The sequence below is a fragment of the Kutzneria chonburiensis genome, from assembly GCF_028622115.1.
Lineage (GTDB): Bacteria > Actinomycetota > Actinomycetes > Mycobacteriales > Pseudonocardiaceae > Kutzneria > Kutzneria chonburiensis.
Map to the genome: position 1 here is coordinate 7,293,392 of NZ_CP097263.1, position 25,875 is coordinate 7,319,266.

Here is a 25,875-nt window from a genome sequence, read left to right on the forward strand (position 1 = left end):
CCGCGAATCCGGTCGGCTGTCACCCGAAACCCGACGAACGGCCCTGCCGTGACCCGTCCGCGACGCGATGGGCTGAGTGCCTCCTGACCGTTTCGAAGGGGCTCTCGAAGTGCGTAGATCGTTCCTCGCCGTCACGCTGGCGGCGGCCACCGGCGCCGCGCTGTTAGCGGCGGCGCCGGCCGCGTCCGCCGCGCCGAGCATGCCGGCCAAGTACCTCAGCCAGCAGATCGCCTGGAAACCGTGCTTCAACCCGGTGCCGCCGGGCCTGCCGCCGGGCTCGGAGCGCATGCTGTGCGGCACCTTCTCGGCGCCGATGGACTGGAGCCATCCGACCGCCCACCAGGACATCTCCATCGCGGTGAGCAAGCTGCCGGCCACCGGTGCGTCCCAGGGGTCGGTGCTGCTCAACCCGGGCGGGCCGGGCGGCCCCGGCCTGACCATGCCGCTGTCGTTCCTGAGCCGGACCAAGCTGACCGCCGGCCAGGACCTGATCGGCTTCGACGTGCGGGGCACCGGCAAGAGCAGCAACACCACCTGCAACGGCGGCCTGGACATCGGCTCGACGCTGGACTACCGCGACCGCAGCCAGGGCAACATCAACCTGCTGCTGAACTCGGCCAAGCTGACCGCCCAGTACTGCCAGCAGTTCGGCGGCGAGTTCGGGCCGTTCGTGAACACCGAGCAGACCGTCAAGGACCTGGACCTGCTGCGGGCCCTGCTGGGCCGGGACAAGATCAACTGGATCGGCTACTCCGGCGGCACCTGGCTCGGCGCCTACTACGCGACCTACTTCCCCAACCGGGTCGGCAAGTTCGTGCTGGACTCCAACACCGAGTTCACCACCGACTGGCAGGACTCGTTCAACTGGCAGCCGCTGGGCTTCCAGCGCCGGTTCCAGGAGGACTTCCAGCCCTGGGCGGCCAAGTACGACTCGCTCTTCCACCTCGGCGCCACCGCCGATGCCGTGAACCAGACCTATGAGCAGCTGCGGGCCAAGCTGGCGGCCAACCCGCCGGTGCTCGGCGGCACCACGTACAACGGGGTCGCGCTGGACAACCTGATCGTCGGCGCCATGTACTCGTCACGCAATTTCTCGCCGCTGGCCCAGAACATCGGCATCCTCGAGTCGGCCGTCGGGGGCGGCGGCGCGTTCGCCGCGCACACCGACCAGGCGCTGCTGCCGATCTCGGCCGACGCGTTCCTGTCCACGTTCACGTCGATCCTGTGCAACGACACCGCGTGGCACGGCAGCGACAAGTCGCTGATCAAGGACTCCGGGCAGCAGGGCCGGAAGTACCCGCTGATCGGCTGGTCGACCATCAGCCAGCCGTGCCTGTCGTGGCACCGGCCGAATCTCACGATGCCCACGCCCAACGGCCGCGGCCTGCCGCCGATCCTGATGGTGCAGGACACCCACGACCCGGCGACCCCGTACGAGGGCGCGGTGTTGGCGCACAAGGCGTTCGCCAATTCGCGTCTGCTGAGCGTGCAGGGCCAGGGCGATCACGGCGTCTACGCCTCGACCGGCAACTCGTGCGTCGACAACACCGTCGAGTCGTTCATCGTCGACGGCGTCGTGCCGCCGCGGGACAGCAACTGCGCCGGTGTGCCGCTGCCGGTCCCGAACCAGGTCGCGCCGACCTCGGCCGTGGACAAGGCCGCCGCCTACCGCGCGGCGGCCGGGTCGCTGCCGAGCTCGAACTGATCTGTCGTCGCCGGCGGGGAGACCTGCTCCCCGTCGGTGACGGTGGTCTTCTGGGCGGATCTGGAGAGCGCGATGGTCGCCATCGGTAGGGCGATCGCCGCGAGCACCAGCATCGCCAGCGCCGCGAAAATCACGGGGCACCTCCTCATTCACAAGGAGGACGCCGAACCACCGGCTCCGGTTGCTCACTCGGATGGCGGACACCACCCGCCTCTTTTTCTACCTGAGTGGCTCACTTGGCCGCTGAAGCCAAGTGAGCCACTCAGGTAGAGAAAATCGGCCGCTCGGAGCCACGTCGTCGGGGCTCCGAGCGGCCGAAGTGCTCCCGGCTCAGCCCAGGCGCTGCTTGAGCGCCTCGAACTCGTCACGCAGCGAGGTCGGCAGCTTGTCGCCGATCTTGGCGAACCACTCCTCGATCAGCGGCAGCTCGGCCCGCCACTCCTCGGCGTCGAAGGCCAGCGCCGCGGTGATGTCCTGCTCCGAGGCCTCAAGGCCGGTCAGGTCGAGGTCGCCCGGCGTCGGCACGTGGCCGATCGGCGTCTCCTCGGCCGCGGCCCTGCCCTCGAGGCGCTCGATGGCCCACTTGAGCACGCGGCTGTTCTCGCCGAACCCCGGCCACAGGAAGTTGCGGTCCTCGCCGCGGCGGAACCAGTTCACATAGAAGATCTTGGGCAGCTTCTCCGCGTTGGCGTTCTTGCCCAGCTGGATCCAGTGGTTGAAGTAGTCGCCGGCGTTGTAGCCGATGAACGGCAGCATGGCCATCGGGTCGCGGCGCACCACGCCGACCTGGCCGACCGCGGCGGCCGTGGTCTCACTGGACAGGGTGGCGCCCATGAACACGCCGTGCTGCCAGTCGCGGGACTCGGTGATCAGCGGCACCGTGGTGGCGCGGCGGCCGCCGAAGAAGATGGCCGAGATCGGCACGCCCTTGGGGTCGTCCCACTCCGGGGCCAGGATCGGGCACTGCTGCATCGGCGTGCAGTAGCGGGAGTTCGGGTGCGAGGACAGCTCGGTCGAGGCCGGCGTCCAGTCCTGCTTCTTCCAGGAGGTGAGGTGCGCGGGCTTCTCGCCCATGCCCTCCCACCAGATGTCGCCGTCATCGGTGAGCGCCACGTTGGTGAAGATCGAGTTGCCCTTCTCGATCGTGCGCATGGCGTTCGGGTTGGTGTGGTAGTCGGTGCCCGGCGCCACGCCGAAGAAGCCGTACTCCGGGTTGACCGCGTACAGCCGGCCGTCCTCACCGAAGCGCATCCAGGCGATGTCGTCACCCAGCGTCTCCACGCGCCAGCCCGGGATGGTCGGCTCGAGCATGGCCAGGTTGGTCTTGCCACAGGCCGACGGGAAGGCCGCCGCGATGTAGTGGACCTTGTCCTCCGGCGAGATCAGCTTGAGGATCAGCATGTGCTCGGCCAGCCAGCCCTCGTCACGGGCCATCACCGAGGCGATACGCAGCGAGTAGCACTTCTTGCCCAGCAGCGCGTTGCCGCCGTAACCCGAGCCGTAGGACCAGATCATCCGCTCTTCGGGGAACTGGGTGATGTACTTCGTGTCGTTGCACGGCCACGGCACGTCGGCCTGGCCCGGCTCCAGCGGCGCGCCCACGGAATGCAGGGCCTGCACGAAGTCCGCGCCCTCGGTGAAGCGGGCCAGCGCCTTGTCGCCCATGCGGGTCATGACCCGCATCGAGGCCACGACGTATTCGGAATCCGTGATCTCCACGCCCAGCATGGGTTTGTCCGCGTCGAGCGGGCCCATGCAGAACGGAATGACGTACATCGTGCGACCAGTCATGCAGCCCCGGTAGAGCTCGGTCATGATGGCCTTCATCTCGGCCGGGTCCATCCAGTTGTTGGTCGGACCCGCGTCCTCCGGGTCGACCGAACAGATGAAGGTGCGTTCCTCGACCCGCGCCACGTCGGTCGGGTCGGACGCCGCCCAGAACGAGTTCGGCTTCTTCTTCAGCGGCACGAAGGTGCCCGCTTCGACCAGCGCCGCGTTGATGCGCTCCGACTCCGCCGCTGAGCCGTCCACCCAGACCACGCGGTCCGGCGTGGTCAGCTCGGCCACCTCCTGCACCCAGGTCAGGAGCCGCTCGTTGGTGGTCGGTGCCTGGTCGAGACCGGGGATGGTCAGTGCGGTCATCTCGTCTCCTGCCCTGGGGTCTGCCGGACGAAAGCACAGGGACGCCGCTGTCCCTGTGGCAGACGACGGCGTCCGTGAAATGCGCAACCACACCCGGCGGCGTCCGGGTGTGGGGTGTTTAGGGGATGCCCAACTGTATCGGGGTTACACGCCAGTGGCCGACCGTTCACCTGTCAGCCACCTCACATAAGCGATCAAGGAATCGATTCAGCACTCTTTTCGCGCACTCCAGAGCCACAAAAACCGATCAATGAGAGCGCTTCCACCCTGTAACCGCCGTCACTCCGGAATCGTTTCTGAATACCCATTGGTTCAGACCATCACGGACCACGTGGATCAACCCCACGAAATGCTCTCGCAAAAAGAGACATCCCCGACACCAGATGGTATTGGGGATGTGTCTTGGCTTACCCGCACGCCCACTTGTCCACAGGCCCCGAGTTATCCACATGCCGATCTTCGACCGCCCCGCCACGGCCCCCACCTCGGTAGACTGGACCGGGGACGGCCCCCTAGGGATGGGCGGGCCGTTGGTCGCCGAGCCGGTGCAGATCGAGCCGTTGCTAGCCGAGCCGTTCGTGGGCCGAGCCGGTGCAGATCGAGCCGTTCGTGGGCCGAGCCGGTGGTGGCCGCGCCGTTGCTGGCCGGGCCGTTCGTGGGCGGGGTCCCCGGCGTGGTCGGCGGCTGGGGCGCTACGCGGTCGGCAGCCCGGTCGAGCGGGTCATGCGATGCGGAAGCGTCAGGTCCACTCGCCGGTGGCGGGGTCGGTGCGGACGATGCCCTGGCCGGACTGCTCCTCGCCGCCCCATGACCGGTCGTCGGAGCCGAACTGGAGGAGCTGCTCGGCGGGGTCCTGCTGGTAGCGGCCGCCGCTGTCAATGTGGCCGTGCTCGATCTCGGTCCACTGGTGCTCGCCGGTGTGCTGCGAAATGGTGACCTGGCCCTTGGTGTCGATCTCCATGGCGTAGTCGGCCTTACCGTCGCCGTCGGTGTCGGTGTACAGGAAGGTGTTGCCGTCAGCATCGGTGACCACGGCGGTGTCGTTGTGCCCGCTGTTGGTGGTGTCGGCGGTCGCCGGACCGATGTTCTGCTCGCCGTGGGCGGTGTCGACGGTCATGGAGCCGGCGGGCGCGCCGCCGGAGGTCTGGGACCACTGGCCGCTGGCGGTGTCGAAGTGGGACTGGCTGACGAGCTGCCCGTGGTCGTCGTACCGCGTCGCCAGGTCGGCGGTGCCGTCGTGGTCGGTGTCGGTGTAGTCGACCCGACCGTCATCGGTGTCGACCTCGGCGGTGTCCATCACGCCGTCGCCGTGGTAGCTCTCGCTGGCGTCCTCGGTGTACTCGTGGCCGTCGATCTCGATCTTCAGCTCGTGGCCGTCGGCCCCGCTGTTGTCGATGTACACCGCACTACCCCCGTCTCCGCTGATTGCCGATTGGACTCACGTTAGGGCGGATCGGTTCCCGCAACCAGTCAACTGTGGTCACGCAGCTGACGCATGGTGCCGAGCAGGGCCTCGCCGCGGTCACGGGCGGAGGTGACGTCGGCGAGCTGGCGGCCGACGGCCTGCTGCTGGGCAGCGCGCTCGGCGGCGTCGAGCTTGAGGGCCTTGTCGACCTCGCGAAGCTCCTCGTCGATGGCCTCGATCCGGCTGGTCAAGGCCTCGTCGAGGGCCAACGCCAACTGACCCTCGGCATCGATGAGCTGCTCGGCGACGAGCTGGTCCAGAGTGGACCGAGCGTCGGCCAAGGCGTCGGAAAGCCACTGGCGCATGTGCTGCTTGTCGGCCAAGTGTTTGCGGGTTCGAGCCATCCAGTAGCCGGCGCCGAGCCCGAGCACGATCGTCACGGGCAGCACGATCGGATTCAGCGCGGCGACGCCGAGGCCGGCCAACGGCAAAGCGGCGATACGCCCGGCGCCCATGCCGCCGGAAATACCCATGAACACCAACAGTCGATCTTCGGCGGTGGCGGCTCGCTTCTCCGGCGCACGCAGAACGACCGGCGGATGATCGCCGCGGGCGAATTGGGCGCGAATGGTGGCCAATTCGTCGGTGGAGAACAACGAAGCCAAGGCGGCGTCGGCGGCATGGCTCAAACGGTCGGCCAGCACGGCGTTGACCCGGGCCGAAATCACCTGCAACGCGGCATCGAGCTGCTGCGGCAACGCGGCCAGGGCGTCCTTGTCGGCGGCGTCGATGGCCTGTCGGAACCACGACTGGGCGTCCCGAACCTGCCGGCTGACCTCGTGCGACGACTCCAGCCGGGCCCGCTGCACCTCGGTCCGCAGCTTGACCTGCCAACTGCGGGTGGACGACTTGCGCTCGGCGGCCAGCTTGTCGCGGCGGGACCGCAGCGCGTCGGCCTCGTCGTGGCCGGTGTCCAAGGCCCGCGCGGACGCCTGGAGCCGGACCACAACCTCGCCGATGGCAGTGGTGAACGTCCGCAGGGCATTGGCCTCGGCCAACATCAGCGACCGGCCGACGACCAGCTCCTGCACGGCGATCTGGAGCTCGCCGACGCCGGAGGTCTCCCGCAGCATCGCGGCCGCGGCGGGATTCGGGGCCTTGGCGGCCATCTCGAACATCCGCGGCGACACGGCATGGAACTTCGCGCCGGCGAACCGGGGCGCGTGCTCGGCCAGCAGCCGCTGGTCGGCGTCGAGGATCTCCCGCCAGCCACGGAACTGGTCCACCTTGGTCAGCGCGAACAGCACGGTCTCGACGCGTTCTCCAACCGTGGCAAGGAAATCCAGCTCGCCTCGGGTGAACGGGGACGAGGCGTCGACCACGAACAGCAGCGCGGTGGCCGTGGCGGCGGCCTCGGCGGCCAGCTCCCCGTGCATCGAGTTCAACCCGCCGACGCCAGGAGTGTCCACGATGGACAAGCGGTCCAGCAACGGAATCGGGGCCGTGACTTCGACGTGCCGCGGCGGCTGCTGCTCGATGCCGGTGACCCAGCGGCGAAGGTCCTCGACCGGAAACTCGATCGGCTCGGCATAGCAGGCCCGCGCCGACCACGACTCGCCGTGCCGCAGCACGAGATAGCTCGCAGTGGCCACCTCGGCGTCCACAGGGGACAGTCCTGGCGACGCGATCAGGGCGTTGACCAGCGAACTCTTGCCCCGGTTGGTCTCGCCCACCACCACGATCGACGGCGTGGCATCGCGGCGGGCCAGCAGCTTGTCGACCTGGTCGGCGGCCCGCTTGTCGTGCTCGCGCAGCAGCACGGCCAGCCGCTCCCGGGCCTGCTTGACCAGCTGCGGCAGCTGAGGTGTCGGCGTCACGACTCACGTCCGGTGTAGACGATGACGATCGGCGCACGCAGCGACTGACCGCGGTCGACGAAGCCGGGCACCTCGGTCTCGGCGATCAGCCCGACCAGCCCCGGATCGTCGGTCGTGGCGGTGCCGCCGGCCTCGTGCACGGCCGGGTCGAACCGCTCGCCGTCCGGTCGCACGGCCCGCACCCCGACCTCGGCCAGCCCGGCCTCCAGCCGCTCGACGACGCCGGCACTGCGCGCGCGGTCCAGCGCGTACAGGCACAGCGAGATCAGCGCTCGCCGCTCGGCCGCCACGTCAGCCTCCACCGGCCCCCTCAATTGCTGCCAGATGAGGAAATATGCCCGATGGACGACGTGCGCGACCCGGCTTTGCGCCGGAGTGGCCCCGAACGACGCGAACGAGCGCCACCAGCCGGCCCGCTCCAGCGCGTACGCGACGAGCTCGTGCGGCGGCCGTCCGACCAGGCCCAACTGCTCAGGCACGCTGCCCGAGCTGCCGACCCGCAGCACCTCCTCGGCCAGGTCCTCGGGCATCGTCACGGCGTTGGCGGTGATCAGCGTCAGGGCCTCAAGCAGCCGCAGCTGATGCGCCTCGGGCCGGCCGAGTAGCTGCTCGATGGCGTCGTGCACCCGCCGCCGCTCGCCTGGGTCGCCGGCGGCGAGGGCCGTCACGGAGGCGAGCGCGGCAGCGGCCTTGATCCCATCGGCCCGGGCCCGGAACACACCGTCGAGCTTCGAACGAACATCTGCCAGGCCGGAGGCATCGAGCAGCACTCGGCGCAGCGCCCCGGCGGTGATGCCCGGCTCGGCGTGGATGGCTTCCACGGCGCGACCGATGCCGTACAGGTCGAGCTTGGCCAGCAGCCGGGACCGGGTCGCCTGGGGAACCGCGCACTCCCAGGTCGTGAACAGGTCGGCCGACATGAGCATGGTCTGCCAGCTGGCCTCGTCCAACGCGGCCAACGCGTGCAGGGCGTCGGCGTCGGCCGAGGTGAACGCCCCGGACTCGGCCGACTCGGCCAGCAGCCCGATCACCGGCAGCACGTCGGCCACCCGCGGCCGCAGCGTCGCCGCCTGCTTGCCGGCCAGGATCGCGGCCGCCCGCCAGACGTCGCCGTCCGAGCCGGCGACCGACTCCGGCGGGATGGTGTCGGCCTTGTTCAGCACGGCGATGGCGTTGACCGGGCCGGCGTCGCGGCCGGCGGTGGCCGCGGTGAAGGCCCGCAGCGTCTCCTGGTCGTCGGCCCGCACGGTCTGCGTGAAGACGTAGAGCACGGCTTCGGCCCCGGCCACCGCATCCTGCGACACCTGGTCCAGCAGCTTCTCGGTCCGGGCCACCGACGCCGAGTCCAGGGAGCCCAGCCCCGGCGTGTCGATCACGGTGAGTTCCCGCAGCACGTCGTTGGTGAGATACGCCTCAAGGTGGGACACCGTCTCGATGTCCACGTCCAGCTCGGCCGGGATCATGCCGTCGGCGTCGAACGGCAGCACCCGCCGCGAGCCGTCGACGCCGACCACCTCGATGCGGTCAACCGTGCCGTACTGGAACCGGGTCACCAGCCGGGTGCACTCGCCGACGCCGACCGGCGCCACCCGCCGGCCGATCAGGGCGTTGACCAGCGTGGACTTGCCGGACTTGATCCGACCGGCGACGGCGACCTGCAACGGCGCGGACAGCCGGCGCAGCACCTCGTCGAAGCCGGCGGCGGTGCCCGGGCCGACCTGCGGCCGCAGCGTCTGGACCAGCCGCGCCACCGCCGCGGACAGCGGCCCGGGCAGGGAGGACGTCACCCGGCTGATGGTGCCATGCCGGCCGAGTGGATCACTCATTCTGGGGTAGTAGCTGTGCGTGATACCCCAGGGCGACGCTGACGGCGGGTAGGCGAACCTAGGCTGTGGGCGTGCGACGGCTGAGCCTGTGGATGCGAGCTCACCCGGTGTTCGGGGATGCCCTGATCGCCGGGCTGATCGGCCTGCCCGATCTGGCCACCACCGCGAACAACCTTGGCGGGACCCCCCGCGGCGTGTACCTGTTCGTCGGCCTGTTCCTGTGGGGCCCGCTGATCTTCCGCCGAGCCCGGCCCAAGCTGACCAGCAACATCATCCTGGTCGCCGGCTTCGTGCAGCTGGTCACCCACAACGTCACCCACAACGAGTACGGCATCGTCGACGGCGTGCCGGTGCGGCCGGCCGACTTCGCGCTGGGCATCGCGCTGTACACGGTGGTCGCCTACATCGGCCGCCGGCAGGGGTTGATCTACGCGGCCTGGCTGCTGCTGGGCACGGTGCTGTGGGAAGTGTGGCGGATCCAGGACGCGGCCGAGGTCGCGATCACCTTCTTCATGGTGGTCTGCATCTTCGGCTTCTGCTGGGCGGTCGGCGAGTTCGTCGGCGCCCGCCGACAACTCAACGCCGAGCTGCTGGAACGGCTCAAGCTGCTCGAGGTGGAACGGGATCAGCAAGCGCGCATCGCGGTGGCCGACGAGCGCAGCCGGATCGCCCGCGAGCTGCACGACGTCGTCGCGCACGCGGTCAGCGTGATGGTCGTGCAGGCCGACGGGGCCAGCTACGCGCTGCAGAGCGATCCGCAGATGGCGCAGATGGCGCTGACCACGATCTCCGACACCGGCCGGCAGGCGCTGGGCGAGCTGCGCCGGCTCCTCGGGCTGATGCGTGACGAGTCGCAGAACGACACCGAGCGGCTGCCGCAGCCGGACACCAGCTCGCTGCCGCAGCTGGCCGAGCAGGTCCGCGGCGCGGGGCTGCCGGTGAGCCTCACCCTGCGCGGCGACGTGCACAACCTGCCGGCAGGCGTCGGACTGTCGGTGTACCGGATCGTGCAGGAGGCGCTGACCAACTCGCTCAAGCACGCCGGCGGCAGCGCGTCCGCCGACGTGTTCGTGACCAGGGCCGACGACAAGATCGAGGTGGTCGTGGACGACGACGGCTTCGGCACGCCCCGCGAGCTGGCCGGCATGTCCGGCGGCAACGGCCTGATCGGCATGCGGGAGCGGGCCGGCGTGCTCGGCGGCAGCCTCGAGGCCGGGCCACGGCCGGGCGGCGGCTGGCGCGTCCATGCCGTGCTGCCGGTCGGCACCGCGCAGGGACCCCTAGTCTGATGTCCGTGATCCGAGTTCTGCTGGTGGACGACCAGGAACTGATGCGTATGGGCTTCCGCATGGTGCTCAACGCACAGGAGGACCTTGAGGTGATCGGCGAGGCCGCGGACGGCGTCGACGCGGTCAAGCTGGCCGAAGAGCTCCGGCCCGACGTGGTGCTGATGGACGTGCGCATGCCGCGGCTGGACGGCGTCGAGGCGACCAAGCAGATCACCGAGGCCGGCACGGCCAAGGTGCTGGTGATGACCACCTTCGACATGGACGAATACGCCCTGTCGGCGCTGCGCAACGGGGCCAGCGGCTTCCTGCTCAAGGACACGCCGCCGGCCGACCTGGTGTCGGCGCTGCGGTCGGTGGCCAGCGGCGACGCCGTGGTGTCGCCGAGCGTGACCAAGCGCCTGCTGGACCGCTTCCTGGGCCCGTCCGGCGGCGGCGAGCTGCGCGACGCGTCGGTGCTGGACGTGCTCACCGAACGTGAGCGCGAAGTGCTGGTGCTGATCGCCAAGGGCCTGTCCAACACCGAGCTGGCGCAGAAGCTGTTCCTGTCCGAGGCGACGGTGAAGACGCACGTCGGCCGCATCCTGGCCAAGCTGGAGCTGCGGGACCGCGTGCAGGCCGTGGTGCTGGCCTACGAGACGGGGCTGGTCCGACCCGGCGACGTGTGAGCCCGGGCCGGACCAGGGTAGGGATCCCCTTGTCAGGTAAGGCAGTTCGGCGTCCAGGCGTGCGCCGGGTCAAGGGCGTTGCGCACGAGCTGGATCGCGATGTGGTCATAGGTGATGTTGATGTGCTCGGTGCCGTCGATCAGGCAGTAGTCCTGTAGGCGTTGGTTGGTCACCTTCGGGCCGGTCAGGTAGGCCGAGGTGTAGGGCGTGACGACCTCGTCGGTGCGGGTGGCGACGACGGTGTAGTTCACGCCGGGCAGCGTGTCGCCGCCGCTGTTCAGGCTGGTCAGCAGATCGGAGCCGACCTCCTGCTGCACGCAGGCCGGGCAGACGGCGCCGATCACGCCGTCGGCGAAGTCGCCGCCGCCGGGCAGTGAGCGCACGGCGTCGACCAGGCCGTCCAGGTTGGTGCCGTGATTGGACGGGGACAGGCCGACCAGGGTGCCGACCTTGTTCGCGCCGCCGTTGAACTTCATGTAGTAGCGGGGCAGCATGCCGCCCTGCGAGTGGCCGACGATGTCCACTTTGGACGCTCCGGTGGCCGCGAGCACCCGGTCGACGTACTGGCCGAACTGGGCCGATGTGGTCGGGATGTCGCCGGTGGCCTGGAACAGCCCGCCCTCAGGACCGCCGAGATTGGGCGCGAACACGCAGTAGCCGTCCCGCTTGAGCACGCCGGACAGGCCGGCCCAGTCGTCGTAGGCGTTGGCCCCGGTTCCGTTGGACAGCACGACCGGGCGCGGGTGCGCGGTGGTCGGCTTGCAGGAGAAGTCGTTCGCCCCGGGCGGTGAGGCGGTCGGATGGCTCAGCGCGTACAGCGCGGCCGAGATGATGCTGGGCTGGGACGGGCCGGGAGCAGACTCGCTCGCCGACGCGGTGGAGGTGGTGACGAGCAGGGACGCCGCGACCAGGGCTAGGCCGGTCATGGCGCGTGCGACAGTTCCCACGGACGCCCTCCGCTTCCGCAGGCGCCGGCCTCGTTGCCGGCGCGCACTATTCGAAACGACCCGTTTCCGTTTCGGTGATGGTGGTCACAGCGGATTCACCCCGGGGAGGTAGTTACGCTCCGTGTCGTGCGCCCTGCCCTGATCGCCCTTGACGTCGACGGCACGATCTTGGACTCGACCGGGACCATCTCACCGGCCGTGCACACCGCCATCGCCAGAGCCAGAGCCGCCGGCGCCCACGTGGTGCTGTCCACCGGCCGCACCGTGCTCGGTGTACGGGCGGTGATCACCCTGCTCGGCTTCACCGACGGCACCGCGCTGTGCTCGAACGGTGCGGTGCGGCTCAACCTGGCCACCGGCGAGGTGATCCCGCTGGCCACCTTCGAGCCGGCCCCGGTGATCGCCCGGCTGCGGGCCATGCTGCCCGGCGTGACCTTCTCGCTGGAGGAGCCCGGTGTCGGAAATCGGGTCAGCATCGACTATCCCGTCGACGGTTCCGGCACCCGGCGGCACGTGGACGACGTGGAGCTGGGCTCGACGCCGACCACCCGCATGATCGCCTACTGGCAGGGTGTCACCCGGGCGCAACTCTCGGCGCTGATGGACGTCTCACCCATTGCGGGCGTCACGTGGACGTACGACCATCACAGTGACGCGTGGCTGACCGTCGTCGCCGAGGGCATCTCCAAGGCGAGTGCGCTCGAGCAGCTCCGGCGGGAGCTGGGGGTGTCCCCGGACGCCACCGTGGCTTTCGGCGACGGACACAACGACATCGCGATGCTCCGCTGGGCCGCACACGGTGTGGCCATGGGCGGCGCCGCCGAGGACGTGCGGACGGCGGCCGACGAGGTGACCGGCAGCGTCGCGGAGGACGGCGTGGCGACCGTGCTCGACCGACTTTTCCGATGAGGAGATGAGCTAGTGCGCAAGTCCTTAGTTGGTGTTGGAGTCGCCGCGCTGGTCGTGCTCGCCGGCTGCGACGCGCAGCAGTCGGGCGCGCCGATGGCCAAGACCGGCGACACCGCGACCGACGCCGTTCAGCTGGTCGCGCTGGCCAAGAACAGCACCGCGAAGAGCCGCACCGTCAAGATCGACGCCACCGTCGACTCCAGCGGCATGCACGTGACCATGACCGGCCAGGGCCAGTTCGGCGGCGACGCGTCGCAGATGGCCATGCAGGTCGGCACCGCGGCCGGCGGCATGGAGATGCGCCTGGCCGACAAGAAGGTCTACATCAAGCCGCCGGCCTCGATGCAGTCCCGCCTCGGCACCGACAAGACGTGGATCCAGCTCGGCGGGGGCGACGACTCGCTGTCCCAGCTCATCGACGGCGGCATGGACCAGCTGGCCACCCAGGGCGACCCGAGCACGTTCCTGAACCAGATCTCACAGGGCGGCAAGGTCACCAAGACCGAGAAGACCACGCTGGACGGCCAGCCCGTCACCCACTACACGGTCGATGTGGACACCGCCAAGGCCAAGTCCGAGCTGCCGCCGCAGCTGGCCGGCTCGGTCAAGCCGATGACCGTCGACCTGTGGCTGAACAGCGAGAACCTGCCGCTGCAGATGATCGCCGTCGCCGGCGACACGTACAACGCCAAGATCCACTACACCGACTGGGGCGGCAAGGTCGACGTACAGGCCCCGCCGGCCGACCAGGTGGTCAGCTTGGGCGACTTGAACGTCAACCTCGGCGGGCACTGAAAATCTCAAAAATCGCTGTCCCCCTTGGTTACGCTCGATCCGAGTCGGAACCAAGGGGGACTCTTCGTGCGCAGAACCGTTGTGGCACTTGCCGTGCTCCTGACCATCGCCGCCGCCGGGGCAGCGGCCCTGAAGCAGCCGGGCATGGCGCCGACGTGGCGGCCGTGGCCGCGCCGGGCACCGTCCGGCTCGCAGCAGTCGGGATCGGCGCCGTGGGCAGTGGCCAACCGCGCCCACGCCAGGTGATCAGTTGAAGCCGGCGATGTCCCGCTGAGCAATGATCTTGGCGTCGACCACGCGGACGAGCAGCTCGCCGGGCACGCCGTTGCGGGACCCGTAGCGCTCAGCCTGGTCCGCGCCCATGTAGCGGCCGCCGATCAGGGTGGCCCAGCGCAGCAGCTCGGCCGGGTCGTCGACGACCTCGGCCCGGCCGCGCACCAGCACGAAGCTGAACGGCGGCCGCTCGTCGTCGAAGCTGAGGGCGACTCGGCCGTCCCGCAGGATGGCCTTGCCCTTGAGCGAGTCTCGGTGGGTGGTGAAGACGATGGTGTCGTCGTCCAGCGCCACCCAGATCGGGGCCACGTGGGGCGAGCCGTCCTTGCGGACGACGGCCAGCTTCGCGGTCCTCGCCGGCAGCTCGGCGATGAATTCCCGCCACCAGCCGTTGTCGGTGTCAGCCATAGGTCGACCGTAGCGGTCCTCCGATGGGACGACCCGATATCGAACCCGGGGCCGATGTCCGCCGACCTTCGGCCCCGGCATGCTTGCATCCATGATCGAGGCAATCGGCCTGACGAAACGCTACGGGCGGACCGTTGCGGTGCGGGACCTGTCGTTCACGGTCCAGCCGGGCCGGGTGACGGGCTTCCTCGGCCCCAACGGCGCCGGCAAGTCCACGACCATGCGCATGATCCTCGGTCTCGACCGGCCGACCGAGGGCCGAGTGCTCATCGACGGCCGTCCCTACCACGAGCTCAGGAACCCGATGCGTACCGTCGGCGCGCTGCTGGACGCGAAGTGGGTGCACCCCAACCGATCCGCCCGCAACCACCTGCGCTGGCTGGCCAAGGCGACCAAGCTGCCGGTGTCGCGGGTGGACGAGGTGCTGGCCCAGGTGGGGCTGACGGCGGTCGCGAACAAGCGGGCCGGCGGTTTCTCGCTGGGCATGTCGCAACGGCTGGGCATCGCCGCCGCGCTGCTGGGCGACCCGCAGGTGCTGCTGTTCGACGAGCCGGTCAACGGCCTCGATCCGGAAGGTATCCGCTGGATCCGCCAGTTCATGCAGGGCCTGGCCGAGCAGGGCCGCACCGTGCTGGTGTCCAGCCACCTGCTGTCGGAGATGGCCCAGACCGCGGAGGACCTGATCGTGATCGGCCGCGGGCAGTTGATCTCGCAGGGCAGCACGGCCGCGTTCATCGGCGGCGCCACCGAGCAGACCGTGGTGGTGCGCAGTCCGCAGGCCGAGCGGCTGGTGGAAGTGCTGACCCAGTGGGGCATGTCGGTGCGTATCACGGATGATGACGCGCTGGTGATCAGTGGCGGCAGCAGCGACCAGATCGGCGAGATGGCCGCGACGCACGGCGTCGTGCTGCACGAGCTGAGCCCCCAGCACGGTTCGCTCGAGGAGGCGTTCATGCGGTTGACCGGCCACGCGGTCGAGTACCAGGCGGACGAGGTGAACGTGGCATGACGCTGCTGGCCGTCGAACGGATCAAGCTCTTCTCCACCCGCGCCCCGGTGTGGTGCGTCGCCACTGCGCTGGCCCTGACCATCGGCGCCACCGCCGGCCTGGTCTGGCTGAACGGCCGGCACAGCGAGGGAGTGTCGCCGGAGAGCACGCAGACCCTGTACATCCTCGGCCTGGTCGTCACGATGGTGATGGCCACGCTGTCGGTCACCACCGAGTACCGCTTCGGCACGATCAGGGCCACCTTCCAGGCCGTGCCCAGCCGGACCCGGGCGCTGCTGGCCAAGGCGAGCGTGCTGGCGCTGGTCGCCGGCCTGGTCGGCGAGGTGTCGTCGTTCGGGTCGTGGGGTGTGGCCCGGCTGATCACCGGCAGCCCGCACACCGACATCGCCACCGCGGCGCAGTGGCGGGAGATCGCCGGTATGGGCCTGGTCTACGCCATCGCCGCCGTGCTGGCCGTCGCCGTCGGGGCGCTGCTGCGGCAGAGCGCCGCCGCCGTGGCGATTCTGCTGGTCTTCCCATTGCTGGTCGAGCAGCTGGTCGAGATCATTCCGGGCGTCGGCGAGCGGTTGCACGACTGGATGCCGTTCGTGGCCGCCGGCCAGTTCGCCAGCACCGTCGACCGTGGCCTGCCGTACGGCCCGTGGGGTGGACTTCTGTACTTCGCTGCCGTCGCTGCGGCGCTGCTGGTGGCCGCACTCGTGGTGGTCGAGAAAAGAGACGCCTGAACCGCGTCATGACGGCGCACGTGTGTCGTCACACGGGTACAGGGGCTGGGGAACGAGTGGGAATCGGGGCCCGCTCGGGCGATGGTCCGGACCGCCGATCGGGGGCGGCCCGGACCATCGCCGACCAGCGGCCGCCCAGGTCCACGTCCGATTCCGGCCATGCCGGCGGTGCCTGGGATCATCGGCGGCATGATCGAAGCGGTGGGCCTGACCAAGCGCTACGGCCGGACCGTCGCGGTCGACGACCTGTCCTTCACCGCCCGCCCCGGCGTGGTCACCGGCTTCCTCGGGCCCAACGGCGCCGGCAAGTCCACCACCATGCGCATGGTGCTCGGCCTCGACCGGCCCGACACCGGGTTCGTGCTCATCGACGGCCGGCGGTTCGGCGAGTTACGCCGGCCGTTACGCGTGGTCGGCGGCCTGCTCGACGCGAAGTGGGTGCATCCGCACCGGACCGCGCGCAACCACCTGCGCTGGCTGGCCCGAGCCGCCGACATGCCGAAGACCCGCGTCGACGAGGTGCTCGACCTGGTCGGCCTTTCGAAGGCGGCCCGCAGCCCGGCCGGCGACTTCTCGCTCGGCATGGCGCAGCGGCTGGGCATCGCCGCCGCGCTGATCGGCGACCCGCAGGTGCTGCTGTTCGACGAGCCGGTCAACGGGTTGGATCCACAGGGCATCGCCTGGGTCCGCAAGCTGATGCGCACGATGGCCGACAACGGCCGGACCGTGCTGGTGTCCAGCCACCTGCTCGCGGAAATGGCGCAGACCGCCGACGAGTTGGTGGTCATCGGCCGCGGCCGGCTGATCGCGCAATGTCCCACTGCCCAATTCATCAGCGAGGCCACCGAGTCTTCCGTCCGTGTTCGCACCGCCCAGGTGGAACGATTGCAGACGGCATTGGTCCACAAAGGCGCGACGGTCCGACATGAGCCTGGCGCACTTGTGGTCGCCGGGCTCGACGCGGCCGAGATCGGCGAGCTGGCCGCCGCGCACGGCGTGGTGCTGCACGAGCTCAGCCCGCGGCGTGGTTCGCTCGAGGACGCCTACCTGCATCACACCGAGGACGCGGTCGAACACCGGTCTCGGTGACCACCCGTTTGGTCCAGACCAAGTCGCGTTCGGTGGTTCGGCCATGCGAATGGCGTAAGAAGTGCATGAAGACCACGTGAACTCCCGCACAGGAACGTGCGAAAAGCCGTGATTGGTGATCGTATCGAGATATCCCGTCAGGCAGCCCATGGAGGTGAGCGGTGGCGGTGACCGAATCGCACCGACGTCGGAACGTCAAGAAGCAAGTGCGGGTGGAGCCGACGGCCACGCTGGAGTGGTCGCAGGCCGTCGAGTTGGCCGGTGAGCTCTCCGACGCCACCGGACCCGCGGACACCCGCCGCGCCTGGATCCATCGCGCCCCCGAACGGCAGGTTCTCGGCCTGTACCGGGTGCTCACCAAGTTCGAGCCCGAACTGCCCGCGCCCTGGTGGCTGCGTGCGCTGTCGGCCGGCGGACTGCCTTCCCGCAAGGCCGCCTTCCGGCTGGAGGATGAGGTCGGCGCGCTACTGGCCGCCCGGCCGGGCTGGGTGTACGTGCCCTGGGAAGAGGGCTGCTGGGAGTACCTGCCGTCCGAGGTGTTCGCGGCCGGGGAGGCGCCGACCGTGCCCACCACCGTCATGTTCACCGCCCGCCATCGAGGCTGGCTGGACGTGCTGCCGGCGCACCGCGGCACCCCGCCGAAGTTGATCGCCGTTCGTGGCCTCGACGACCTGCGGAGCAGGCTGGACGACATCGAGGCGACCTGATCTGGAAGAGTCTCACCACTGTGAGCCCGACAGACCAGCGTCCACCGCACCACCGTTCCATCGTTTCCTACGTCCAGCGCGGCGAGCGGATGACCGTCGGCCAGCAGCGCGCCTGGGACACCCGGTGGCCCGACCTGGGCCAGGACGTCAAGGCGCTGCCGCCCGGTCCACTCGCGCTGGACGAGTGGTTCGGGCGCACGGCCCCGGTGCTGCTGGAGATCGGCTCGGGCATGGGGGAGACCACCTCGCAGCTGGCCGCCGCGCAGCCGGAGCTCAACTACCTCGCCTGCGAGGTGTACAAGCCGGGTCTGGCCCAGCTCATCCTCCGGGCTGACGTGCTGGAGGTGGATTCGCTCCGGCTGCTGCGCGGGGATGCTGTCACCGTGCTCACCGAACATCTTTCCCCGGACTCGCTGCACGGCGTGCGGCTGTTCTTCCCGGACCCGTGGCCCAAGGCCCGCCACCACAAGCGGCGCATCGTGCAGCCCGACTTCGTCGCGCTGGTCGCGTCCCGCCTGGTGCCCGGCGGCGTGTTCCACATGGCCACCGACTGGGAGGAGTACGCCGAGCAGATGATGACTGTCTGTAGCGGCGAGGCTCGGTTGCGCAACGTGTACGCCGATGAGCCGGGCGGGTGGGCGCCCCGACCCGACTGGCGGCCGGTCACCAAGTTCGAGAACCGGGCCGTCGACGAGGGCCGGATCAGCCACGACCTGATGTTCGCCAAGGTCGACTAGGTCACCCGACCGAGTACTCAAGTCTCGGCGGCGTCCGGTCGAGTCGGCCACTCTGGGTCTAGCACTCACCCGTTCGGGCGGAGATCCACTAGTCCGAGGTGTGCCCCTTCTGGCAGTGACGAGTGAGCCCGGCCGCAGATTACGGTTGCCGACCGTGACGGCTCTGGCAACCCTCCCTGCCCTCGACTCCGTCGATCTCGACGCCGCCGAGGAGTTTCTCCGCATGTTCCACGACGCGCACCCGGAAGCCGGTCCGGTGGGCGCGCGGCTGATCGAGGTGCGTACCGAGATCGCCAACACCGGGACGTACCGGCACACCCCGCAGGAGCTCGCCTACGGGGCACGCGTCGCACTGCGCGACAGTGGCTGGTGCACCAGCGGCGTGCCCTGGCGCCGGCTCAAGGTGCGCGACCTGCGCGGCCTGCGCAACGCGACCGCCGTCGCCGCCGAATGCGTGCAGCATCTGCGGCTGGCCACCAACGGCGGTGAGATCCGGCCGCTGGTCACGGTGTTCGCGCCGGACACGCCGTCAGCGCCGGGGCCGTGCATCTGGAACGAGCAGCTGGTGCGCTACGCCGGCTACCGGGACGCCACCGGCCGGATCATGGGCGACCCGCGCTACGCCGACTTCACCGAGGCCGTCACGACGATGGGCTGGCGGCCGCCGACCCAGAAGGGCCGCTTCGACCACCTGCCGCTGGTCGTGGAGACCGCGCACGAGGGGCCGCAGCTGTTCACCATCGCGCGGGACGTGATCCAGGAGGTGCCGCTGGAGCATCCCGAGCTGTCGTGGTTCGTGGAGCTGGGGCTGCGCTGGCACGCCGTGCCCGTGATCAGCAACATGCGGCTGGTCATCGGCGGCGTGACCTATCCGGCGGCGCCGTTCAACAGCTGGTTCGTGGGCGCCGAGATCGGCACCAGGAGCCTGGCCGACGAGGGCGCGTACGCCGTGGCCCGGGAGGTCGCCACGCGGCTCGGGTTGGACACCCGCACCGAGCGGACGCTGTGGCGCGATCGGGCGACCGTGGAGCTCAATCGGGCAGTGTTGCATTCGTTCGACGCCGCCCAGGTGACCATCACCGACCACCACGCCGAGGCTCTGCACCGGTTGGCCTGGCTGCGTTCGCGGCAGCGGGCCGGCGGCAACCGGCCCTCGTTCCGGGTCGACGCGGCGACGGCGCAGCGGGCCCGGCAGGGCACTCCGGCGCGGTTCGCCGACACCGTGAGCACCGAGCCGCACGGCGGGCGGCTGGCCGCCCTGCTGCGCAAACGCCTTGGCTGAGGGCTACTTCGTCTGCTCGCTGTCGACCAGGATGCCGGTCACCACCATGACCGCCAGCACCAGCATGCCGACCACCGCGCCACTCCAGGTCATCACCGTTGCGAGCATTTCGAGCCCCTCTCTCCGACGTTGACCCAACTGTCGTCGGCGGGGTCGTCATCGGGCATCGGCCTGGCGCATCGACCTCGGCTACGCCCCAGGTCTGACCGGGTGCCCGCCCACAGGTTGACGGCGGCGGCCCCGGCTAAGCCCTACGGTTGCCGGCGTGGACAACGGGTACCTCGGCTGGCGGGTGCTGGCCCGCCGGCAGTGGCCGCTGGCCGCGGCGCTCGCCCTGCTGCTGCTGTTCCAGGCGGTGGCCTGGCGCGGCATGGATCCGCGGATGTGGTGGCTGCTGCCCGGGGATCTCATCGTGGCCGTGTTGGCCGTGCTCTCGCCCCGGCGGCCCTTCGACGCCGCGGTGGCCGCGTCGATCGCCATCGCCGGCAGCTCACTGGTGCTGCACGGACTCGGCCTCGTACAGCTCAGCGGCGAGATCGTGCCGCTGGCCGCGGCCATGGCGATGAGCGCGATCGTGGTCCGACAGTCCTCACGTGGCCGCGCCGTGTTCGGCACGCTGGCGCTGGCCATGGCGTGGGCGATCACCGCGTACCTCGACCGGCAGGCGTTCGCCGAGGAATCCCTGGTCGGCGGCGTGGCCAACGTCCTCGCCATCCTGGTCTTCACGTTCGGCCTTGCCGTCGGCACCGGCCTGTACTTCCGGGCCCGTGACCGTGAACGACGGCAGGCCGAGTCCGCCTCGGTCGCCGCGGCTCAGCAGGCCGAGCGGCTGGCCCTGGCCCGTGAGCTGCATGACGTCGTCGCCCACTACGTCACCGGCATCGTCGTGCACTCCCAGGCCGCCGAGGCGATCGCCGACCAGAATCCCGATGCCGCCCGGCAGGTGCTGCCGATCATCACCGCCAGCGGTCACGAGGCGCTGGCCGCCATGCGCCGGCTCGTCGGCACCCTGCGCGGCACCGAGGGCACAGAAACCAGCCGCGACAACGACGAGCTGACCGCACAGATCAAGCGGACCGTCAACCAGGTCGGCGGTCCGGTACGGCTGGACGTGCAGCTTTCCGACACCGTGCCGCCCGAGCTGGCGCAGTCGGTGATCCGGCTCGTGCAGGAGTCGCTGACCAACGCCCGCAAGCACGCCGCCGGCGTCAGCCGGATCGATGTGGACGTGCGCACCGCCGACGGTGTCGTGCGGGTGCGGGTGGCCGACGACGGAACCGGTCAGCACAGCAGTCCGGTCGGCGGGTCCGGCGGCTTCGGGCTCGTCGGCATGCGTGAGCGGGTCGAGTTGCTCGGCGGCAGCTTCAACGCCGGTCCCACCGGGGGCAGCGGCTGGACGGTGGTGGCCGAGCTGCCGTTGGGCGGATGACAGAATCCGGTCATGGTTTCGGCTTTCCGGCTACACGCCCCGGTCGTGCTGCCCTGTGACGCGTCCTGCTCGGTCGTTCGCGACGCCGTCGTCGACGTCGCCGCCGACGGCCGGCTCGGCTACGTCGGCCCCGCGTCGAACGCGCCGGCGCTGTCCGACGGCGTGCCGGTGCGGGAGCTGTCCGGCATCCTGCTGCCCGGCTTGATCAACACGCATGCGCACAGCCCGATGACCGTGCTCCGCGGCATGGGCGGCGACCTGCCGCTGATGTCGTGGCTGCAGGAGGTCATCTGGCCGGCCGAGGGCCGCCTCGACGGCGACGACGTGCGGGCCGGCATGCGGCTCGGGGCCGTCGAGATGCTGCGGCACGGCGTCACCACCAGCGTCGAGATGTACTTCTACGGCGAGCAGATGGTCGAGGCCGTGCTCGAGGCCGGGTCCCGCATGGTGCTCACCCCGGCCGTGATTGCCGCCCCCGGCTGGGACCGGCTCGGCAGCTGGCTGCACATGACCGACCAGATCAGCGCGTGGATCGACGCCGACGGCCTGCGTTTCGGTCCCGGCGAACGGATCGAGCTCGGCTACGGGCCGCATTCCGCCTATACCCTGCCGGCCGAGGCCCTGCCCGTCATCGCCGCCGAGGCCAAGCAGCGTGGGGCCCTGCTGCACATCCACGTCGCGGAGTCGCTGGCCGAGGACGCCCACCTGCGCGACGCCCACGGCTCCGTTCCCTTGCTGCTCAACTCCTTGGGCGTCTTCGGCGGTCGCGTGATCACCGCCCACTCGGTTCATCTGTCCGATGTGGACATTCAGCTCTACGCCGCGAACGGCGTCGGCGTCGGGCACTGCCCCGGCTCCAACGCCAAGCTCGCCTCCGGCACCGCCCGGCTGCTCGACCTTCGCCGCCACGGCGTGAATGTCGGTCTCGGCACCGACGGTCCGGCTTCGAACGACGACCTCGACCTGTGGGAGGAGATCCGCCTCTCCGCCCTGCTCGCCCGTCTCAGCTCGGCCGACGCCGCTGCTGTCACCGCCGCCCAGGCCCTGCTCATGGCCACCCGTGGCGGTGCCGCCGCCATCGGCCGTGACGACCTCGGCACCCTCGCCCCCGGCTGTTGGGCCGACCTCGTGCATGTCGACCTCGACGACCCCGCCTTCGCCGCCGGCCTCGACGTCCCCAACGCCCAGTTGCTGTCCAACCTCGTCTGGGCCGCCGGCTCCCGCCGCGTCCGTGACGTCTGGGTGGCCGGTGCCGAGGTCGTCGCCGCCGGCGAGTCCACCCAGGTCGACCGGACCGCCGCGGCGGCCGAGGTCCGCAAGGTCACCCAGCGGCTGGTGGCCGACGCCTAAGCAGCCGTCTCGCAGGCTTCTTGCACAGCCGGTGTCTCGACCACCTGAGGCTTGGGCTTGCGGCGGCTGATGGCCACGCCGGCCAGGCACAGCGCGCCGCCGAGCAGGCCGAGGGCGGTCGGCACCTCGCCGAGCGTCACCCACGACACCAGCACGGCGATGCCCGGCACGCACAGCGTCGTGGCGGCCATGCGGCCGGCGTCGGTGCGGGCCAGGGCGTAGGCCCACGTGGTGAAGGCGATCGCGGTGGGTCCGATGCCCAGGAACACGACGCCGGCGATCGCACCGCAGGGGGCGTGAGCGAGTTCGACCACCGCCTGCGGGGCGAACGGCAGCGTGGCGACCAGGCCTGCGGCGCAGCCGACCCAGGTCGCGGTGACCGCGTCCACCGAGCGCAGCGCGACCTTCTGCATCAGCACGCCCGCGGCATAGAGCACGGCGGTGATCAGGCCCAGCACGATGCCCAGCGTGTCGACCACGCCGCCGCCGTCACCGCCCAGGGCGATCACCAGGACGCCCGTGAAGGCGACCAGCATGCCGATCATGACCGGTCGTGGGAAGCCCTCGCGGAACACGAAGCCGGCGACCACCGCGACCAGGATCGGCGCGACGTTGACCAGCAGCGCGGCCGTGCCGGCGTCGAGGTGCCGTTCCGCCCAGTTGAGGACGACCGTGTAGCCGGCGAACCACAGCACGCCGTAGCCGATCACGAAGGCCAGCGCCCGTCCGCGAGGCAGCGGGCGGCGGTAGCGCAGGGCCACGACCGCCAGCGCGACCGTGCCGACGGCCAACCGCGCGAAGGCCAGCGAGCCCGGTGACAGGTCCTCGCCGACGGCGCGGATCACCACGAAGGCTGATGCCCAGAGCAGCACGGTCGTCAGCACGGCGGTCAGGGCGCGGTACTTGGTTGGCATGCAATCGACGATGACCTCTGAGAAACGTAAGCACAAGCAATAAAAACTGCCGCATTGTTCAGTCTGACTGTAGTGTCGACTCGTGGACATTCACCGGCTTCGCGTGCTCCGCGCGGTCGTCGCGGACGGCTCGATCCGCGGCGCCGCGACCAGCCTCGGCTACACCCCGTCGGCGATCAGCCAGCACATCACCGCGCTGCAACGGGAAACCGGTCTCACGCTGGTCCAGCGCACCGGCCGCAGCATCGAGCCCACCGCCGCCGGCCGCACCGTCGCCGCCCAGGCCGCCCGCGTCTTCGAACGCCTGGCCGAGCTCGAGTCCGTCGTCTCCGACCTACGCGCCGGCCGCGTCGGCGCGCTGTCCGTCAGCTACTTCGCTTCCGCCGGCGCCGTCTGGATCCCACCCATCGTCGCCACGCTCGCCCGCGAGTTCCCCGGGCTCCGCCTCGACCTGCGCCTCATCGAGCTCGTCGGCGCCGATGCCGGTCCGCCCGACGTCGAGATCTTCGTCGACGGCACCGAACCCACCGACCTGCGGGGTTATCGGGTGCGCTCCCTGCTCACCGAGCCCTACTTCGCCGTCGTGCCACGGGGTTCCGCTTTGGCTAGCCGGTCGTCGGTCGACCTGGCCGACCTTCGCGACGAGGCTTGGGTCGACAACGACGTCGCCCGTGGCGCTTGCCGCCAGGCCGTGCTCGACGCCTGTTCAACCGTCGGTTTCAGCCCCGTCTTCCACATCGAGACCCAGGACTACCCGACCGCGATCAAGTTCGTCGCCGAGGGCATGGGCATCACCGTCATCCCCCATCTCGGCCTCGGCGCCCTCCCGGCATCCACCGTCGCCGTGCCGATCGTCAACCCCACCCCGCAGCGCAGCATTTCGGTCCGCGTCCGCGACGCCGTCGTCGACCACCCCGCCGTGATCAGGCTGCTCGACCTGCTCAACACCCGAATCGCCCTGACAACGCCGGCGTGATCAGAAGCCCCGCCAGCCGGTTACCCCACAGGTCCTCTGCACGGACCCCAGGCACCACGGGCCCTCTTCGCAGGCCACATCCGGCCACTCCCCAAGGGCCGCCCCAATAGCCCGCCGCCCCAACTGGCCCCCACCCCACGGCCCGCCGCTCCCTGGGGTGGCCGCCCCGGGTCCATGCTACCGAGCGGGGGTCACGGCCAGGGGTGACGAAGATCCAGATGTGGACAACTCGGGGGCTGTGGACAACTAGTGCGGGCGGGAGCGCACGTTGACGTCGTTGATGTGCGCGTCCGGGGGCGCGAGCAGGGCGAAGGTGACGGCCTGGGCCACGGACTCGGGGGCAAGGTAGTCGTTGGCGTTGAACTCGCCGCCCTCGCTCTCGCGGACCGATCGCTGCATGTCGGTGGCGGTGCGGCCGGGGTAGACGGTGGTGACGCGGAGCGCGGGCTCCTCGGCGCGAAGGACGTCGGCGTAGGCGCGCAGGGCGAACTTGCTGGCGGCGTAAGCGCCCCAATTGGGGTTGGCGTGCAGACCGGCGCCGGAGTTGATCAGGACGACCTGGCCGGCGGCGGCGCGTAGGGCGGGCAGCAGGAGGCGGGTCAGCTCGGCGACAGCGACGACGTTGACCTCCATGGTGGTCCGCCACACGTCGACAGAGGTCTCAGCGAGCGGGCCGAGGGTGGCGACGCCGGCGCTGTGCACCAGGACGTCGAGCCGATCGATGGCGGCCGCGGCGGAAGCGACGGCGTCCGCGTCGGAGAGCTCGACGGTCCACGGGGTGGCCGAGGGGAACCGGGCGGCCAAAGTCTTGAGGGCCTCGACGTCGCGGCCACCGAGCAGGAGGTCGTGGGTGGGGGCGAGGGCGGCGGCCACGGCGGCGCCGATGCCGCGGGAGGCGCCGGTGATCAGGGCGGTCGGTCGAGACGTCATGATCCCCAAGCTAACTCGTTCGAGCGAACGGCCGCGCTTCGGATGGACGTGCACAGGTGCGCATATGAGCATCGGAACATGACCACAGTGACCGAACACAGGCCCGCTGAGCTGCACAGACACACGCACGGACCGGGGTGCGGGCACGAGGCGGTGCTGCACGCGGACCACGTGGACTACCTCCACGACGGCCATGTGCACCGCGAGCACAACGCGGGCGACGGCGTGCACTACGACGAGTGCTCCACGTGTGCCTGCACCAACTGCACCGACTCCTGCGCGAACTGCACGTGCGCCGACTGCACCTGCGCGACGTGCAACCACGCGGCCTGCCAGTGCGGCAACTGCGCGGACTCGTGCGCCAACTGCGCCTGCGCCGACTGCACTTGTTCCACGTGCAACCACGCGGCCTAACCTGCGAAAACCCACCCGAAGCGGTGAAAACGGCCGGGCCCGGCCGGTCGGATCCCGGCGGCGGTGCGACGC

The 25,875-nt window shown here is 70.2% G+C and carries 25 protein-coding genes; 15 read left to right on the forward strand and 10 right to left on the reverse strand.

Annotation, left to right across the window (positions count from 1 at the left end):
- The first annotated feature begins 109 nt into the window (after nucleotides 1-109).
- Nucleotides 110-1,705: an alpha/beta hydrolase gene (locus M3Q35_RS33520; RefSeq protein WP_273936536.1), complete on the forward strand. Its 1,596-nt coding sequence runs from the start codon at nucleotides 110-112 to the stop codon at nucleotides 1,703-1,705.
- Here the strand turns inward: M3Q35_RS33520 and M3Q35_RS33525 are convergent.
- The 5 genes from M3Q35_RS33525 to M3Q35_RS33545 form a co-directional block, all read right to left on the reverse strand.
- Complete coding sequence (locus M3Q35_RS33525; protein ID WP_273936537.1) at nucleotides 1,666-1,839, reverse strand: hypothetical protein; 174 nt, start codon at nucleotides 1,837-1,839, stop codon at nucleotides 1,666-1,668. The two genes, M3Q35_RS33520 and M3Q35_RS33525, sit on opposite strands and share 40 nt — an antisense overlap.
- Nucleotides 1,840-2,035: 196 nt before the next feature.
- Nucleotides 2,036-3,847: a phosphoenolpyruvate carboxykinase (GTP) gene (locus tag M3Q35_RS33530; RefSeq protein WP_273936539.1), complete on the reverse strand. Its 1,812-nt coding sequence runs from the start codon at nucleotides 3,845-3,847 to the stop codon at nucleotides 2,036-2,038.
- Nucleotides 3,848-4,586: 739 nt separating this feature from the next.
- Nucleotides 4,587-5,249 (reverse strand): hypothetical protein, encoded by a 663-nt coding sequence (locus M3Q35_RS33535; protein WP_273936540.1) that lies wholly within the window; start codon nucleotides 5,247-5,249, stop codon nucleotides 4,587-4,589.
- 68 nt (nucleotides 5,250-5,317) lie between these two features.
- A complete protein-coding gene (locus tag M3Q35_RS33540; RefSeq protein WP_273936541.1) occupies nucleotides 5,318-7,129 on the reverse strand; it encodes a dynamin family protein in 1,812 nt (603 codons plus the stop codon).
- On the reverse strand, nucleotides 7,126-8,955 hold the full coding sequence (locus M3Q35_RS33545) for a dynamin family protein (RefSeq protein ID WP_273936542.1): 1,830 nt from the start codon (nucleotides 8,953-8,955) through the stop codon (nucleotides 7,126-7,128). The genes M3Q35_RS33540 and M3Q35_RS33545 overlap by 4 nt, the downstream gene beginning before the upstream one ends.
- Before the next feature lie 71 nt (nucleotides 8,956-9,026).
- Between M3Q35_RS33545 and M3Q35_RS33550 the strand changes: the two genes are divergently transcribed.
- A complete protein-coding gene (locus M3Q35_RS33550) occupies nucleotides 9,027-10,244 on the forward strand; it encodes a sensor histidine kinase (protein WP_337960498.1) in 1,218 nt (405 codons plus the stop codon).
- Nucleotides 10,245-10,249: 5 nt separating this feature from the next.
- Nucleotides 10,250-10,909: a response regulator gene (locus tag M3Q35_RS33555; protein ID WP_273936543.1), complete on the forward strand. Its 660-nt coding sequence runs from the start codon at nucleotides 10,250-10,252 to the stop codon at nucleotides 10,907-10,909.
- A 32-nt stretch (nucleotides 10,910-10,941) separates the two neighbouring features.
- Here M3Q35_RS33555 and M3Q35_RS33560 read toward each other — a convergent pair whose 3' ends face one another.
- Nucleotides 10,942-11,856 carry an esterase/lipase family protein gene (locus M3Q35_RS33560; protein ID WP_273936544.1) on the reverse strand — a complete coding sequence of 305 codons (915 nt, stop codon included), beginning with the start codon at nucleotides 11,854-11,856 and terminating at the stop codon, nucleotides 10,942-10,944.
- Nucleotides 11,857-11,982: 126 nt separating this feature from the next.
- Here M3Q35_RS33560 and M3Q35_RS33565 point away from each other — a divergent pair, with 126 nt between their 5' ends.
- The 3 genes from M3Q35_RS33565 (at nucleotide 11,983) to M3Q35_RS33575 (ending at nucleotide 13,806) form a co-directional block, all read left to right on the forward strand.
- Complete coding sequence (locus M3Q35_RS33565) at nucleotides 11,983-12,765, forward strand: HAD family hydrolase (RefSeq protein WP_273936545.1); 783 nt, start codon at nucleotides 11,983-11,985, stop codon at nucleotides 12,763-12,765.
- Between the two features lie 12 nt (nucleotides 12,766-12,777).
- Nucleotides 12,778-13,560: an SCO4651 family lipoprotein gene (locus M3Q35_RS33570; protein WP_273936546.1), complete on the forward strand. Its 783-nt coding sequence runs from the start codon at nucleotides 12,778-12,780 to the stop codon at nucleotides 13,558-13,560.
- 66 nt (nucleotides 13,561-13,626) lie between these two features.
- Complete coding sequence (locus M3Q35_RS33575; RefSeq protein WP_273936547.1) at nucleotides 13,627-13,806, forward strand: hypothetical protein; 180 nt, start codon at nucleotides 13,627-13,629, stop codon at nucleotides 13,804-13,806.
- On the opposite strand, the gene M3Q35_RS33580 is transcribed toward M3Q35_RS33575, so the two are convergent.
- Nucleotides 13,807-14,241 (reverse strand): PPOX class F420-dependent oxidoreductase, encoded by a 435-nt coding sequence (locus tag M3Q35_RS33580; protein WP_273936548.1) that lies wholly within the window; start codon nucleotides 14,239-14,241, stop codon nucleotides 13,807-13,809.
- A 91-nt stretch (nucleotides 14,242-14,332) separates the two neighbouring features.
- On the opposite strand from M3Q35_RS33580, the gene M3Q35_RS33585 reads away from it, so the two are divergent.
- From M3Q35_RS33585 to M3Q35_RS33620, 8 genes are all read left to right on the forward strand, one after another.
- The gene (locus M3Q35_RS33585; RefSeq protein ID WP_273936549.1) at nucleotides 14,333-15,250 is read left to right on the forward strand and encodes an ABC transporter ATP-binding protein; all 918 of its coding nucleotides are present in this window, start codon (nucleotides 14,333-14,335) and stop codon (nucleotides 15,248-15,250) included.
- Nucleotides 15,247-15,975, forward strand: a complete 729-nt coding sequence (locus M3Q35_RS33590; protein WP_273936550.1) for a hypothetical protein — start codon at nucleotides 15,247-15,249, stop codon at nucleotides 15,973-15,975. The genes M3Q35_RS33585 and M3Q35_RS33590 overlap by 4 nt, the downstream gene beginning before the upstream one ends.
- 189 nt (nucleotides 15,976-16,164) lie before the next feature.
- A complete protein-coding gene (locus tag M3Q35_RS33595) occupies nucleotides 16,165-17,064 on the forward strand; it encodes an ATP-binding cassette domain-containing protein (protein WP_273936551.1) in 900 nt (299 codons plus the stop codon).
- A gap of 212 nt (nucleotides 17,065-17,276) precedes the next feature.
- Entirely contained in the window at nucleotides 17,277-17,771 is a 495-nt protein-coding gene (locus M3Q35_RS33600; protein WP_273936552.1) for a hypothetical protein, read from the forward strand.
- A gap of 89 nt (nucleotides 17,772-17,860) precedes the next feature.
- Nucleotides 17,861-18,508, forward strand: coding sequence for a tRNA (guanosine(46)-N7)-methyltransferase TrmB (gene trmB / locus M3Q35_RS33605; RefSeq protein ID WP_273944559.1), 648 nt, complete (start codon nucleotides 17,861-17,863; stop codon nucleotides 18,506-18,508).
- A 154-nt stretch (nucleotides 18,509-18,662) separates the two neighbouring features.
- Nucleotides 18,663-19,790, forward strand: coding sequence for a nitric oxide synthase oxygenase (locus M3Q35_RS33610; RefSeq protein WP_273936553.1), 1,128 nt, complete (start codon nucleotides 18,663-18,665; stop codon nucleotides 19,788-19,790).
- Between the two features lie 265 nt (nucleotides 19,791-20,055).
- Nucleotides 20,056-21,219, forward strand: a complete 1,164-nt coding sequence (locus M3Q35_RS33615; RefSeq protein ID WP_273936554.1) for a sensor histidine kinase — start codon at nucleotides 20,056-20,058, stop codon at nucleotides 21,217-21,219.
- A gap of 12 nt (nucleotides 21,220-21,231) precedes the next feature.
- Entirely contained in the window at nucleotides 21,232-22,569 is a 1,338-nt protein-coding gene (locus M3Q35_RS33620; protein WP_273936555.1) for an amidohydrolase family protein, read from the forward strand.
- Here the strand turns inward: M3Q35_RS33620 and M3Q35_RS33625 are convergent.
- Nucleotides 22,566-23,483: a DMT family transporter gene (locus M3Q35_RS33625; protein WP_273936556.1), complete on the reverse strand. Its 918-nt coding sequence runs from the start codon at nucleotides 23,481-23,483 to the stop codon at nucleotides 22,566-22,568. The two genes, M3Q35_RS33620 and M3Q35_RS33625, sit on opposite strands and share 4 nt — an antisense overlap.
- Nucleotides 23,484-23,565: 82 nt before the next feature.
- Here M3Q35_RS33625 and M3Q35_RS33630 point away from each other — a divergent pair, with 82 nt between their 5' ends.
- The gene (locus tag M3Q35_RS33630; RefSeq protein ID WP_337960499.1) at nucleotides 23,566-24,459 is read left to right on the forward strand and encodes a LysR family transcriptional regulator; all 894 of its coding nucleotides are present in this window, start codon (nucleotides 23,566-23,568) and stop codon (nucleotides 24,457-24,459) included.
- A gap of 246 nt (nucleotides 24,460-24,705) precedes the next feature.
- Here the strand turns inward: M3Q35_RS33630 and M3Q35_RS33635 are convergent, their stop codons facing one another.
- Together M3Q35_RS33635 and M3Q35_RS33640 are read right to left on the reverse strand one after the other, a co-directional pair.
- Nucleotides 24,706-25,389 carry an SDR family oxidoreductase gene (locus M3Q35_RS33635; RefSeq protein WP_273936557.1) on the reverse strand — a complete coding sequence of 228 codons (684 nt, stop codon included), beginning with the start codon at nucleotides 25,387-25,389 and terminating at the stop codon, nucleotides 24,706-24,708.
- A 230-nt stretch (nucleotides 25,390-25,619) separates the two neighbouring features.
- Nucleotides 25,620-25,784 (reverse strand): hypothetical protein, encoded by a 165-nt coding sequence (locus M3Q35_RS33640; RefSeq protein WP_273936558.1) that lies wholly within the window; start codon nucleotides 25,782-25,784, stop codon nucleotides 25,620-25,622.
- Nucleotides 25,785-25,875: the final 91 nt, after the last annotated feature.

Bases quoted from the DNA above. Each gene is read 5' to 3' on its own strand.
- M3Q35_RS33530 (WP_273936539.1), bottom strand. From the start codon at position 3,847: ATGACCGCACTGACCATCCCCGGTCTCGACCAGGCACCGACCACCAAC.
- M3Q35_RS33545 (WP_273936542.1), bottom strand. From the start codon at position 8,955: ATGAGTGATCCACTCGGCCGGCATGGCACCATCAGCCGGGTGACGTCC.
- M3Q35_RS33580 (WP_273936548.1), bottom strand. From the start codon at position 14,241: ATGGCTGACACCGACAACGGCTGGTGGCGGGAATTCATCGCCGAGCTG.
- M3Q35_RS33585 (WP_273936549.1), top strand. From the start codon at position 14,333: ATGATCGAGGCAATCGGCCTGACGAAACGCTACGGGCGGACCGTTGCG.
- M3Q35_RS33590 (WP_273936550.1), top strand. From the start codon at position 15,247: ATGACGCTGCTGGCCGTCGAACGGATCAAGCTCTTCTCCACCCGCGCC.
- M3Q35_RS33595 (WP_273936551.1), top strand. From the start codon at position 16,165: ATGATCGAAGCGGTGGGCCTGACCAAGCGCTACGGCCGGACCGTCGCG.
- trmB (WP_273944559.1), top strand. From the start codon at position 17,861: ATGACCGTCGGCCAGCAGCGCGCCTGGGACACCCGGTGGCCCGACCTG.
- M3Q35_RS33620 (WP_273936555.1), top strand. From the start codon at position 21,232: ATGGTTTCGGCTTTCCGGCTACACGCCCCGGTCGTGCTGCCCTGTGAC.
- M3Q35_RS33625 (WP_273936556.1), bottom strand. From the start codon at position 23,483: ATGCCAACCAAGTACCGCGCCCTGACCGCCGTGCTGACGACCGTGCTG.
- M3Q35_RS33635 (WP_273936557.1), bottom strand. From the start codon at position 25,389: ATGACGTCTCGACCGACCGCCCTGATCACCGGCGCCTCCCGCGGCATC.